This window comes from Georgenia sp. EYE_87, from assembly GCF_023148685.1.
Lineage (GTDB): Bacteria > Actinomycetota > Actinomycetes > Actinomycetales > Actinomycetaceae > Georgenia.
In genome coordinates this window covers 446,075-458,374 of sequence record NZ_JAHXNL010000001.1, presented here as the reverse complement: position 1 = coordinate 458,374, position 12,300 = coordinate 446,075, and the positions used below count along the sequence as shown (strand labels likewise).

10 protein-coding genes and 1 riboswitch are annotated in these 12,300 nt (G+C 73.1%); of the genes, 9 read left to right on the top strand and 1 reads right to left on the bottom strand.

Annotation, left to right across the window (positions count from 1 at the left end; all coding sequences use genetic code 11):
* Positions 1 to 81: 81 nt before the first annotated feature.
* Positions 82 to 172: riboswitch (glycine riboswitch) on the top strand.
* A gap of 150 nt (positions 173 to 322) precedes the next feature.
* The 7 genes from gcvT to KZX45_RS01995 all read left to right on the top strand — a co-directional run bounded on the left by gcvT (position 323) and on the right by KZX45_RS01995 (position 8,458).
* Positions 323 to 1,417 carry a glycine cleavage system aminomethyltransferase GcvT gene (gene gcvT / locus KZX45_RS02025; protein ID WP_248256027.1) on the top strand — a complete coding sequence of 365 codons (1,095 nt, stop codon included), beginning with the start codon at positions 323 to 325 and terminating at the stop codon, positions 1,415 to 1,417.
* A gap of 87 nt (positions 1,418 to 1,504) precedes the next feature.
* Positions 1,505 to 1,888, top strand: a complete 384-nt coding sequence (gene gcvH / locus KZX45_RS02020) for a glycine cleavage system protein GcvH (protein ID WP_248256026.1) — start codon at positions 1,505 to 1,507, stop codon at positions 1,886 to 1,888.
* On the top strand, positions 1,885 to 4,785 hold the full coding sequence (gcvP, locus tag KZX45_RS02015; protein ID WP_308221692.1) for an aminomethyl-transferring glycine dehydrogenase: 2,901 nt from the start codon (positions 1,885 to 1,887) through the stop codon (positions 4,783 to 4,785). Before gcvH ends, gcvP begins: the two co-directional genes overlap by 4 nt.
* A 337-nt stretch (positions 4,786 to 5,122) precedes the next feature.
* Positions 5,123 to 6,427, top strand: a complete 1,305-nt coding sequence (locus tag KZX45_RS02010; RefSeq protein ID WP_248256025.1) for an RNA polymerase sigma factor — start codon at positions 5,123 to 5,125, stop codon at positions 6,425 to 6,427.
* A gap of 162 nt (positions 6,428 to 6,589) precedes the next feature.
* Positions 6,590 to 7,591, top strand: a complete 1,002-nt coding sequence (locus KZX45_RS02005) for a GNAT family N-acetyltransferase (protein ID WP_248256024.1) — start codon at positions 6,590 to 6,592, stop codon at positions 7,589 to 7,591.
* Between the two features lie 64 nt (positions 7,592 to 7,655).
* Positions 7,656 to 8,312, top strand: coding sequence for a winged helix-turn-helix domain-containing protein (locus KZX45_RS02000; protein ID WP_248256023.1), 657 nt, complete (start codon positions 7,656 to 7,658; stop codon positions 8,310 to 8,312).
* Positions 8,312 to 8,458 carry a hypothetical protein gene (locus KZX45_RS01995; RefSeq protein ID WP_248256022.1) on the top strand — a complete coding sequence of 49 codons (147 nt, stop codon included), beginning with the start codon at positions 8,312 to 8,314 and terminating at the stop codon, positions 8,456 to 8,458. Before KZX45_RS02000 ends, KZX45_RS01995 begins: the two co-directional genes overlap by 1 nt.
* Positions 8,459 to 8,594: 136 nt before the next feature.
* Here the strand turns inward: KZX45_RS01995 and KZX45_RS01990 are convergent, their stop codons facing one another.
* The gene (locus tag KZX45_RS01990; RefSeq protein ID WP_248256300.1) at positions 8,595 to 8,843 is read right to left on the bottom strand and encodes a hypothetical protein; all 249 of its coding nucleotides are present in this window, start codon (positions 8,841 to 8,843) and stop codon (positions 8,595 to 8,597) included.
* Between the two features lie 130 nt (positions 8,844 to 8,973).
* Between KZX45_RS01990 and KZX45_RS01985 the strand changes: the two genes are divergently transcribed.
* Both KZX45_RS01985 and KZX45_RS01980 read left to right on the top strand, forming a co-directional pair.
* Positions 8,974 to 11,106 (top strand): DNA topoisomerase IV subunit B, encoded by a 2,133-nt coding sequence (locus KZX45_RS01985; protein ID WP_248256021.1) that lies wholly within the window; start codon positions 8,974 to 8,976, stop codon positions 11,104 to 11,106.
* Positions 11,107 to 11,202: 96 nt separating this feature from the next.
* Positions 11,203 to 12,246, top strand: a complete 1,044-nt coding sequence (locus KZX45_RS01980; RefSeq protein WP_248256020.1) for a GNAT family N-acetyltransferase — start codon at positions 11,203 to 11,205, stop codon at positions 12,244 to 12,246.
* The last annotated feature ends 54 nt before the right edge of the window (positions 12,247 to 12,300 follow it).

The window sequence follows — 12,300 nt, the reverse complement described above, 5'->3', positions numbered from 1 at the left end:
GCCGGCGCGCCCGGTGGTAGCGTGCACACCGCGCGGCGGGGTGACCTCCGGCGCCACCCAGAACTGCATATCGGGCCGTCAGCAGTCGGCACGGGAGAGCCGTCGTACCCGCGACGCACCGAAGGAGCAACCGCCCCGGCAATCTCTCAGGTCCCCGCACCGTGTCGATGAGGCCACTCTGGAAAGAAGTCCGCGTCCACGGGCTCACCCATGGTGAAAGGGCCGCCGTCCGGCGCCCGAAACTCTCAGGTACCAGCACAGAGGGGGAGCCGTTCGACGTGCGCGTCCGCGCACGCGCCCACGACCCGACGGAGCTCCCCGCATGACCACCGACCTCCTGCGCACCCCGCTCTACGCCGTGCATCGCGACGCCGGCGCCGCGATGACCCCGTTCGCCGGCTGGGAGATGCCGCTGCGCTACACGTCCGACCTCGCCGAGCACGCGGCCGTGCGCGAGCGCGCCGGGCTCTTCGACCTCTCGCACATGGCGCAGATCGAGGTCTCCGGGCCGGGGGCGGCGGGCGCCCTGGACCGCGCCCTGGTCTCCCGTAGTTCCACCCTCGCCGTGGGGAAGGCCCGCTACACGATGATGGTCGCCCCGGACGGCGGCGTCCTCGACGACCTCATCGTCTACCGGCTGGCCGAGACCGAGTTCTTGGTCGTCGCGAACGCCGCGAACCGAACCGTGGTGCTGGACGAGCTCACCGTGCGGTCGGGCGGCGAGGTTCACGTGGCCGACCGCACCGAGGCGCGGGCGCTGATCGCGCTGCAGGGCCCCGTCTCGACCGACGTGCTCGCGAGCCTCACGGACACGGACCTGGCCACCCTGAAGTACTACGCGTCGATGCACGCCGAGGTCGCCGGCGTCCCCGTGCTGCTCGCGCGCACCGGGTACACCGGCGAGGTCGGTTTCGAGCTGTCGGTCCCCGCCGCCTCCGCCGTGCCGCTGTGGTCGGCGCTTCTCGACGCCGGCGCCGGGGCGGGCGTCGTGCCCTGCGGGCTCGCCTGCCGGGACACCCTGCGGCTCGAGGCGGGCATGCCGCTCTACGGGCACGAGCTCAGCAGGGACGTCACGCCCTACGAGGCGAACCTGGGCCGCGTGGTCGACCTCGAGCACGACTTCGTCGGCAGGGACGCCCTCGCCGACCGGAAGGAGCACCCCAGCGGAACCGTGCTCGTGGGTCTCGCGGGAGAGGGACGCCGGGCGGCCCGCGCCGGCAGCACCGTGCTCGACGGCGACGGCGCGATCGGCACCGTCACCTCGGGCGTCCTGTCGCCCACCCTCGGCCACCCCGTCGCCATGGCGCTCATCGAGGGCGCGAGGGCCGCCGCCGGCACCAGCCTCGAGGTGGACGTGCGCGGAAAGCGTCAGCCCGTCACCGTCGTCGAGCTGCCCTTCTACCGCCGTCCGCGCTGACCGCGACCGGCCCCGGCCGCGGCCAGAGCCCCCGGTACCCCGACAGACCCCGCACCAGCCAGGCAAGTCCCACCGAATGGAGCCATCGTGAGCTACCCCGACGACCGCCAGTACACCGCCGACCACGAGTGGATCGCCGTCGACGGCGACACCGCGCGGGTGGGCATCACCGCCTACGCGGCCGAGGCCCTGGGCGACGTGGTCTACCTCGACCTGCCGGAGGTGGGCACCACCCTGACGGCAGGGGAGACCTGCGGCGAGATCGAGTCCACCAAGTCGGTCTCGGACCTCATCGCCCCGGCCGACGGGGAGGTCACCTCGGTCAACCAGGAGGCGGTCGACGCTCCCGAGACGGTCAACGCCGACCCGTACGAGCAGGGCTGGCTGTACACCCTGCGCGTGGCGAGCCTGCCGGAGAACCTGCTGGACGCCGCCGGCTACGGCGCGCTGGTCGAGGGGCAGGGCGCGTGAGGGACTTCTCCGACCGCCACATCGGGACCGACGCCGCCGCCCAGGAGCAGATGCTCGCCGCCGTCGGGGTGCCCACGCTCGAGGCGCTCCTCGTCGAGGCCGTCCCCGACTCGATCCAGGACGAGTCGGCTCCCGCCGGGCTCCCCGAGGCCGCCTCCGAGCACGAGGTGCTCGCCCGCCTGCGCGGCATCGCGGCACGCAACACCGTGCGCACCTCGATGATCGGGCAGGGCTACTACGACACGCTCACGCCGCCCGTCATCCAGCGCAACGTGCTCGAGAACCCCGCCTGGTACACCGCCTACACGCCGTACCAGCCGGAGATCTCGCAGGGACGCCTCGAGGCGCTGCTGAACTTCCAGACGGTGGTCACCGACCTCACCGGGCTCGACGTCGCCGGAGCGTCGATGCTCGACGAGGCCACCGCCGCCGCCGAGGCCATGCTTCTCGCCCGCCGCGCCACCAGGCACAAGGGCGACCGCTTCGTCGTCGACGCGGACACCTTCGCCCAGACGCGGGCGGTGCTCGAGACCCGGGCCGCCCCGCTCGGCATCGAGCTCGTCGTCGCGGACCTCGCCGACGGCCTGGACGGGACGGACCTCGACGGCGTCTTCGGCGTCCTCGTCCAGCTCCCGGGCGCGTCCGGCCGGGTGCTGGCCCGCTCCGTGCTCGAGCGCGCCGTCGGCGCGGCGCACGACGCGGGCGCCGTCGTGGTCGTGGCCGCCGACCTGCTGGCCGCGACGCTGGTCACCCCCGCAGGCGAGCTGGGCGCGGACATCGCCGTCGGCTCGACCCAGCGCCTCGGGGTCCCGCTCGGCTTCGGCGGGCCGCACGCGGGGTACCTCAGCGTGCGCAGGGGCCTGGAGCGTCAGCTGCCCGGCCGGCTCGTCGGCGTCTCCCGCGACACGGACGGCGCCCCCGCCCTCCGGCTGGCGCTCCAGACCCGCGAGCAGCACATCCGCCGCGAGAAGGCCACGTCGAACATCTGCACGGCCCAGGTGCTGCTGGCGGTCATGGCCTCCATGTACGCCGTCTACCACGGCCCGGACGGGCTCCGCGAGATCGCCGAGGGGGTCCACACCCGCACGCGGGCCCTGGCGGCCGGGCTGCGGCGGGCCGGCGTGCGCCTGAGCCACGAGCACTACTTCGACACCCTCGAGCTGGTCGTACCCGGGCGGGCCGAGGCCGTGCGCAGCGCGGCGCTGGAGGAGAACATCACCGTGTGGGTGCAGGACGCCGACCGGGTCCGCGTGTCGGTCGACGAGGCCACCGGCGACGAGGACGTGGTCGCGCTCGCCGCGGCGGTCGCGCGCGCGGCCGATCCCGAGCGGGACCCGGGCGACGGCGGGTCGCCGGACGCGCGGGCGTCGACGGCGGTGGCGGAGTCCGTGGAGGTCGCGCTGCCGGCGGACATGACCCGCACGAGCGAGTACCTCACCCATCCCGTCTTCTCCACCTACCGCACCGAGACCGCGATGATGCGCTACCTGCGCCGGCTCTCGGACAAGGACTACGCCCTCGACCGGGGGATGATCCCGCTCGGCTCGTGCACCATGAAGCTCAACGCGGCCGCGGAGATGGCGGCGATCAGCTGGCCCGGCTTCGCCCGCATCCACCCCTTCGCGCCCGCGGAGGACGTCGCAGGCTACCTGCAGCTCATCCACGACCTGGAGAGCTGGCTCGCCGCCGCCACCGGGTACGACGCCGTCAGCCTCCAGCCCAACGCCGGCTCGCAGGGCGAGCTCGCCGGGCTGCTGGCCATCAAGGGGTACCACGAGTCCCGGGGGGAGACGGCGCGCGACGTCTGCCTCATCCCCGCCTCCGCGCACGGCACGAACGCGGCCTCCGCCGTCCTGGCGGGCATGCGCGTGGTGGTCGTGGGCACCGACGAGGGCGGCAACGTCGACCTGGCGGACCTGCGCGCCAGGGTCGAGGAGCACGCCGAGCGGCTGGCCTGCATCATGATCACCTACCCCTCCACCCACGGGGTCTACGAGGAGCAGGTCCGCGAGGTCTGCGAGGCGGTGCACGCCGTCGGCGGCCAGGTCTACATCGACGGGGCGAACCTCAACGCCCTGGTCGGGCACGCCCGGCCGGGCGGGTTCGGGGGCGACGTCTCGCACCTCAACCTCCACAAGACCTTCTGCATCCCGCACGGCGGCGGCGGGCCCGGCATCGGCCCGGTGGCCGCACGGGCCCACCTGGCGCCGTTCCTGCCGGGGCACCCGCTCGCGCAGGACGGCGACCGGCGCTCCGGCGCCGTCTCGGCCGCGCCCTACGGCTCGCCCTCGATCCTGCCGATCAGCTGGGCGTACGTGGCGCTCATGGGCGGGGAAGGACTGCGGCGCGCGACGGGGGCGGCGGTGCTGGCCGCCAACTACGTCGCGGCCCGCCTGGAGGGCCACTACCCGGTGCTCTACCGCGGCGAGAGCGGGCACGTGGCCCACGAGTGCATCCTCGACCTACGGCCGCTGCGCGCGGCCACCGGCATCACCGTCGACGACGTCGCCAAGCGGCTGATCGACTACGGCTTCCACGCGCCCACCATGAGCTTCCCGGTCGCGGGGACCCTCATGGTCGAGCCCACGGAGAGCGAGGACCTCGCCGAGCTCGACCGCTTCTGCGCGGCGATGGTCGCGATCCACGCCGAGGCGCAGCAGGTCGGGTCCGGGGCGTGGCCGCGGGAGGACAACCCGCTGGTCAACGCCCCGCACACCGCGCAGATGCTGACGGGGGAGTGGGACCACCCCTACACCCGGGCGGAGGCCGTGTACCCGCTGCCGTCGCTGGTGGACGGGAAGTACTGGCCGCCGGTGCGGCGGGTGGACGGCGCCTACGGCGACCGGCACCTCGTGTGCGCCTGCCAGCCTGTCGAGGCGTACGGGACGGTCTCCTGACCCGTGCTCGTCCGACGAGGCCCGCACGCCACGGCGTGCGGGCCTCGTCAGGTCCGCGCGGGGACGGTGCGTGTCCGCGTGAGACCGCGGCGACGCGGCGGTCGGCGTCGCGGCGCTCGGCGGGCCACGGAGGGTGCGGCAGGGGCGGAGCCCGGGCATAGAAGAAGGCGCGCGGACGTTGTGCGATACACGGCGGGCAGCAGGGCTCGCCGGGCTCAGGTGTGGCCCCGACCGATGGTTCCGGGTGCCGGTCGGGTCCGCTGAGGCTATAATTATAGGGTTGCGACGGTCTGAACGGATCGATCGTCGGCCCCCGCACCCCGCCGAAAGGTATTTCGTGACGTCCTCCTCTGCCTCCAAGACCACCTCCGCCTCCGCGGACCAGCCCACTGAGGCCTCGGTGGAGCAGGCTGCGCAGGCCCCCGCGGCTCCGGCGCGGAAGACGGCGACGTCAAAGGCGCCCGCGCGCCCCGCCGCCAAGACGTCCACCAGGAAGACGCCGGCCGCCGGCACGCCCAAGGCCGCCGCCGAGCCGGCCGCCACCAAGCCTGGCGCTCGCGCCAAGAAGGGCGCCCTCAAGGCCGTGCCCGACGTCGAGGACCCCCAGGCCGGCGACAAGGACAAGGACGAGGAAGAGGCGGCCGCCGAGGCCGCCGCCGGCGAGACCGGCTTCGTCGTCTCCGACGCCGACGACGACGACGCGCCGGTCCAGCAGGTCGTCACGGCCGGGGCCACCGCGGACCCGGTGAAGGACTACCTCAAGCAGATCGGCAAGGTCGCGCTCCTCAACGCCGAGCAGGAGGTCGAGCTCGCCAAGCGCATCGAGGCCGGCCTGTTCGCCGAGGAGAAGCTGGCGACCGAGGCCGACAGCCTCGCCCCGAAGCTCCGCCGCGAGCTGCAGTGGATCGCCAACGACGGGCACCTGGCCAAGAACCACCTGCTCGAGGCCAACCTGCGCCTCGTCGTCTCCCTGGCCAAGCGGTACACGGGCCGCGGCATGCTGTTCCTGGACCTGATCCAGGAGGGCAACCTCGGTCTGATCCGCGCGGTGGAGAAGTTCGACTACACCAAGGGCTACAAGTTCTCCACGTACGCCACCTGGTGGATCCGCCAGGCCATCACCCGCGCGATGGCCGACCAGGCCCGCACCATCCGCATCCCCGTGCACATGGTCGAGGTCATCAACAAGCTGGCCCGCGTCCAGCGGCAGATGCTCCAAGACCTGGGCCGCGAGCCCACGCCGGAGGAGCTGGCCAAGGAGCTGGACATGACGCCGGAGAAGGTCGTCGAGGTCCAGAAGTACGGGCGCGAGCCGATCTCCCTGCACACCCCGCTCGGTGAGGACGGCGACAGCGAGTTCGGCGACCTGATCGAGGACTCCGAGGCGGTCGTCCCGGCCGACGCCGTGAGCTTCACCCTCCTGCAGGAGCAGCTCCACGCGGTGCTCGACACCCTCTCCGAGCGTGAGGCCGGCGTGGTCTCCATGCGGTTCGGCCTCACCGACGGTCAGCCGAAGACCCTCGACGAGATCGGCAAGGTCTACGGCGTCACCCGCGAGCGGATCCGCCAGATCGAGTCCAAGACCATGTCGAAGCTGCGCCACCCCAGCCGGTCCCAGGTGCTGCGCGACTACCTCGACTGACAGTGTCGCCCCCGGGGCCCGCACCGTGACGGTGCGGGCCTCGGGCGTTCCCGGGAGGTCCCCGACGGCGGAGCCTCGCGGTTGTCCGCTCGGTCGACGTGCTCCTCCCCTCGCCGGAAATTGGCGTGAGCGGTCCGGGCCCGCACGCCTAGGGTCCTCCCCATGACGACGCCGCCCCTCGCCCCACCGCGAACCCCCGGACTCGCGTGGCGCCCCCTGACCGTCGACGACGTGCCCGCCTGGCACGGCCTCGTGCGCGCCGTCGAGGACTTCGACGACACCGCCGAGCGCAACACGCCCGACGACCTGGTCGACGCGCTGACCGACGGCAGCTGGAAGGACCCCGCCGCGGACACGGTGGTCGCCATGGACGCCGACGGGGTGCCCCGGGCGTTCGGCGTCGTCGAGGTCCGCCCGGGCGACACCCGCAGCGTGCGGGCGTTCTGCTGGGGAGGGGTCCACCCCGGGTGGCGCGGCCGCGGCGTGGGACGTGCGCTGCTGCGCTGGCAGGAGGAGCGGGCCCGGCAGAAGACGGCGGAGGCCCGGCGGGACCTGCCCGCCCTCGCACGGGTGCACACCGACGAGCACGTCGCGGCCGCGCGCCGTCTCCTCGAACGTGCCGGCTTCCGCGCCGAACGCTGGTTCGTGGACATGACCAGGCAGCTCGACGGCGACCACCCCGTTCCCGAGGTCCCTCTCGACCCCGACCTCCGGCTGGTCCCGCTCGCCTCGGTCGACGCGGATGCCGTGCGGCGCGCCCACAACGAGGCCTTCGCCGGTCACTGGGGCAGCGAGCCCCGGTCGGAGGAGGACTGGCGCCGGTCGGTGGTCGGCTCCCGTTACCTCCGGGCCGACTGGAGCTTCGTCGTCCTCGACGGCGACGAGGTCGCCGGGTACACGGTGGCGTCCGCCTACGAGCAGGACTGGGAGGTGCAGGGCTACACCTGCGGCTGGACCGACCTGCTCGGGGTGCGTCCGGCGTGGCGCCGGCGCGGCATCGCGCCCGCGCTGCTCGCCGCGTCCATGGGCGCCTTCGCGCGATCGGGGATGGAGCGGGCCGACCTCGGCGTGGACACCGAGAACGGGAGCGGCGCGCTGGCGCTCTACACCCGCCTCGGCTACCGCCCGGACCGGAAAGGCATCGCGTACACGAAGGAGCTGTGACCGCGGGAGCAGGTGCGCAAACAAACCCTTGCAAAGAGGTGTTTGCAACGGTACGCTCGCCAGCATGACGACAGACCGGCCGGCTCCCGCGGCGCCGCCCCGACGCGTGCTGGACGTGGTGGCCCTGAAGGCGCTGGCTCACCCGCTGCGCACCCAGCTCTGGGACGCGCTCATGACCGGGCCCGCGACGGCGAGCCAGCTGGCGGAGCGGCTCGGCGAGTCCTCCGGCCTGACCAGCTACCACCTGCGCCAGCTCGCCAAGCACGGCTTCATCGAGGAGGTTCCGGGTCGCGGCACCGCTCGCGAGCGGTTCTGGCGGGTGGTGGAGGCCGAGACGCGGATCTCCGCCGAGCACGCCGGCACGCCCGCCGGGCGCGAGGCGCTGTCGATCTTCGGCGAGGAGTGGCTCCGGCTGCGATTCCGGTCCGCGGCCCGCTTCCACGAGCGGAAACGCTCGGGCCTCGAGTCGGAGTGGGCCGGCGCCGCGATCGACACGGACGCCTACCTCTGCGCCACGAGGGACGAGCTCGCGGAGATGGTGCGGGAGTACACCGACGTTCTCGCGCGGTGGCAGGAGCGGCTCGCCGGACGAGGGCAGGAGGGCGACGGTCCCCCCGGGTCCCGCACCGTCGAGGTCCAGTTCCGCGCGTTCCCGCGCGACCCGCGAACGCCCGCACCGTTCCCGACGGACGGGGAGAGCACCGGGGGGAGGGAAATCTGATGGACCCGAGCCTGATCGACGCCTTCACCGCCCGCAGCCTGGGCGTGCCGATGGACGAGATGCTCCGCGGCCGCCGAGCGCGGCTGAGCCCGCGGCGCACGCCGTACCTGAGCCCGGACCGGCCGCGGGCCGGCCGCGAGCTGTAGCCGCTGCTCCGCCGGGACGCAGCGGGCGGCGAGGAGGTCCGCCGGCCGACCGATATCCTGCCGCGAGGTGGCACGGCTCCCGAACGACGCGACGGCCGCCACCCAGCGGGTGACGGCCGTCGCGCTAGCGGTCCGGTCAGACGACCGAGGTGCCCTCCTCGGCGTGGAGCCGGGCGGTCTCGTCGTGGATCTGCGTGGCGACCTTGCGCAGCGCCTCCTGGTGCTTGCGGGCGTGGTGGGCGCAGAAGAGCAGCTCACCGGTCGCCATCTGCACGCGCACGTAGGCCTGCGCGCCGCAGGCGTCGCATCGGTCCTGGGCGGTCAGGGCGGGGGTCTCGGTCGTTGCTGTCACACCAACATGTAACCATCCGGCGGCCGGAACCATCCCCCGGTGGTGCGGCGGTTCGCTGCCGGCGTAGCCGATTGTGGCCGTCGCCACGCGGCGCGCCGTGATCCGGCGCACGACTCGCGGGTCGGTGCACCGCCCCGGGGCGCGGGAAACCTAGGATCAACGGGTGTCCACCGCCATCGCCACCGGATCCAGCTACACGGCTCGTCACCTCTCCGTGCTCGAGGGGCTCGAGGCCGTGCGCAAGCGACCCGGAATGTACATCGGTTCCACGGACTCCCGCGGGCTCATGCACTGCGTGTGGGAGATCATCGACAACGCGGTCGACGAGGCGCTCGAGGGTCACGCGAGCAAGATCGACATCATCCTGTACCCCGACAGCTCCGTGGAGGTGCGCGACGACGGTCGCGGCATCCCCGTCGACACGGTCGAGTCGCTCGGGCTGAGCGGCGTCGAGGTGGTCTTCACCAAGCTCCATGCCGGCGGCAAGTTCGGCGGTGGGTCGTACGCCGCCTCGGGCGGCCTGCACGGCGTGGGCGCCTCGGTGGTCAACGCCTTGTCCGCGCGCCTGGACGTCGAGGTGGACCGCGGCGGGAAGACCCACCGCATGACCTTCCACCGCGGCGAGCCGGGGGTCTACGACGACCGCAAGGGCGTCTCGCCCGACTCGCCGTTCGAGCCGTTCACCGACGCCTCCGAGCTGACCGTGAGCGGCAAGGTCAGGCGGGGCGTGACCGGCACCCGGGTGCGGTACTGGGCCGACCGGCAGATCTTCCCCGTGTCCGCGGAGTTCTCCTACGAGGACCTCATCGAGCGCGCCCGGCAGACCTCGTTCCTGGTCCCCGGGCTGGCGCTCACCGTGCGGGACGAGCGACGCCGCCCGGGCACGCCGGGGGAGGACGGTCCCGTCGAGGAGGTCTTCCGGCACGACGGCGGGGTGGTCGACTTCGCCGACTTCCTGGCCACCGACACCTCGGTCACGGACACGTGGCGGCTCCAGGGCGAGGGCACGTTCTCCGAGACGGTCCAGCAGCTCGACGGCAAGGGGCACCTGCGCCCGGTCGAGGTGCAGCGGCGCTGCGAGGTCGAGATCGCCCTGCGCTGGGGCATCGGCTACGACACCACCGTGCGCTCCTTCGTCAACATCATCGCCACCCCCAAGGGCGGCTCGCACCTCTCCGGCTTCGAGCAGGGGCTGCTCAAGACCCTGCGCAAGCAGATCGAGACCAACGCCCGCCGGCTCAAGGTCACGGCGCGCGACGGCAAGGTCGAGAAGGACGACGTCCTGGCCGGCGTGACCGCCGTCGTCACGGTCCGCCTGCCCGAGCCGCAGTTCGAGGGCCAGACCAAGGAGGTGCTCGGCACGGCCCCGGTCCGGGCGATCGTCGCCAAGGTCGTCGAGACCGAGCTGACCGCGCTCCTGACGTCCCCGCGGCGGCACGAGAAGACCCAGGCCGCCGCGCTGCTGGAGAAGGTCGTCGGCGAGATGCGCGCACGGGTGTCGGCGCGCCTGCAGAAGGAGATCTCCCGGCGCAAGAACGCACTGGAGTCCTCCACCCTGCCGGCGAAGCTGGCCGACTGCCGCAGCGACGACATCGAGCGCTCCGAGCTGTTCATCGTCGAGGGGGACAGCGCCCTGGGCACCGCCAAGCTGGCCCGCTCCAGCGACTTCCAGGCCCTGCTCCCGATCCGCGGGAAGATCCTCAACGTCCAGAAGGCGTCGCCCGGGGACATCCTGAAGAACGCCGAGGTCGCCTCGATCATCCAGGTGATCGGCGCCGGGTCCGGCCGCACGTTCGACCTCGACGCGATCCGCTACGGCAAGATCGTGCTGATGACGGACGCCGATGTCGACGGCGCCCACATCCGGACCCTGCTGCTGACGCTGTTCTTCCGGTACATGCGCCCCCTGGTCGAGGCCGGGCGCGTCTACGCCGCCGTCCCGCCGCTGCACCGCGTCGAGATCTCCGGCTCGGGCGGGAGGAAGGGCGAGGTGATCTACACCTACGCCGAGGCCGAGCTGACGAACCTGCTGAGGAAGCTCGAACGGACCGGGAAGCGCTACAAGGAGCCGATCCAGCGGTACAAGGGCCTGGGCGAGATGGACGCCCACCAGCTGGCCGAGACGACGATGGACCCGTCCCGGCGCACCCTGCGGCGCATCTCCATGGCGGACGAGGCGGCCCTCGTGGAGGCCGAACGGGTCTTCGAGCTCCTCATGGGCAACGAGGTCGCCCCGCGCAAGGACTTCATCGTCGCGGGTGCGAACGACATCTCCGCCGACCGCATCGACGCCTGACGCCGGCCGGGTCCGCCGGCCGGGACTGCCGGCCGGGTGAACGAAGTCACCCGCCGGCTGCGGGTGTCGAAAGTGCTGCTCGGTAGGATCGGGACCATGTCCTCTCCCGCGAGCTCCCGGGTCCCGCTGTCCGAACGACTGCGCGCTCCAGAGGTGGCCGAGGTGCCAGGGCCGCACCACGGCCTGACCTGGCGCCACCTGGGCGCCGAGGACGCCGACGCCGTGCTCGACCTCGTCGCGCGCTGCGCCGCGGTCGACAAGCCGCTCGCCGCGCCGGGCCCCCTGCAGGTGGCCGACGCCTTCGACCCCGCCCACACCCTCGTCCGCGACTCCCTGGGCGGGTTCTCCTCCGACGGCGAGCTCCAGGCGATGGCGGTGGTCTACCTCCCGCCGGGGGACACGGACATCCTGCGCGCCTTCATCACCGCCACCATCGCGCCCGGCTGGCGCGGCCGCGGGATCGGCCGCGCGCTGCTCGACTGGCAGGACGCCCGGGCCCGCCAGCTGCTGGCGCAGGACGGCCGGGACCTGCCCGCCCGGATCGGCGCCTACGTCGACGAGCACCTGACCGACCGCCGCCGCCTCTACGTCGCCGCCGGGTTCAGCCCCAAGCGGGTGTTCCAGGAGATGCGTCGCCCGGTGAGCGCGCCGGTGCCCGACGCGCCACTGGCCGCCGGGCTGCGGATGGTGGACTGGTCGCCCGAGCTCGACGACGAGGTGCGGCACACCCACAACGAGGTCTTCGCCGACCACTGGGGCTCCCAGCCGTTGACCCCGGAGTCGTGGCGCCGGGTGCTGCGCGAGATCGAGCCGCGCTGGTCCAAGATCGCCCTGGCCCGCACACCCGACGGCGCGGAGGAGGTCGCGGGCTACGCGCTGACCTCCCGCCACGAGCACGCCTGGGCGGCTCTCGGCTTCTCGGAGGGTTACACCGAGTTCGTGGGTGTCCGGCGCGCCTACCGTGGCCGCGGTGTCGCCCGCAGCCTGCTGGCGGGCGTGATCCGGGCGCTCGCCGCGGACGGCATCGAGTCCGCCGGCCTCGACGTCGACACGATCAACCCCTCCGGCGCCCACGGTTTCTACGAGCGCCTGGGCTACCAGCGCCAGGGTGCGCAGATCCTGTACACGATCGAGATATGAGGCACACCCGGCGTCGGAACATGACTCCCGGACGGCCCAGGACGTAGGGTCACG

Excerpts from the sequence above, each read along its gene's own strand:
- KZX45_RS01980 (WP_248256020.1), top strand. The coding sequence starts at position 11,203 with ATGTCCTCTCCCGCGAGCTCCCGGGTCCCGCTGTCCGAACGACTGCGC.
- gcvT (WP_248256027.1), top strand. The coding sequence starts at position 323 with ATGACCACCGACCTCCTGCGCACCCCGCTCTACGCCGTGCATCGCGAC.
- KZX45_RS01990 (WP_248256300.1), bottom strand. The coding sequence starts at position 8,843 with ATGGTTCCGGCCGCCGGATGGTTACATGTTGGTGTGACAGCAACGACC.
- KZX45_RS01995 (WP_248256022.1), top strand. The coding sequence starts at position 8,312 with ATGGACCCGAGCCTGATCGACGCCTTCACCGCCCGCAGCCTGGGCGTG.
- KZX45_RS02000 (WP_248256023.1), top strand. The coding sequence starts at position 7,656 with ATGACGACAGACCGGCCGGCTCCCGCGGCGCCGCCCCGACGCGTGCTG.
- KZX45_RS02005 (WP_248256024.1), top strand. The coding sequence starts at position 6,590 with ATGACGACGCCGCCCCTCGCCCCACCGCGAACCCCCGGACTCGCGTGG.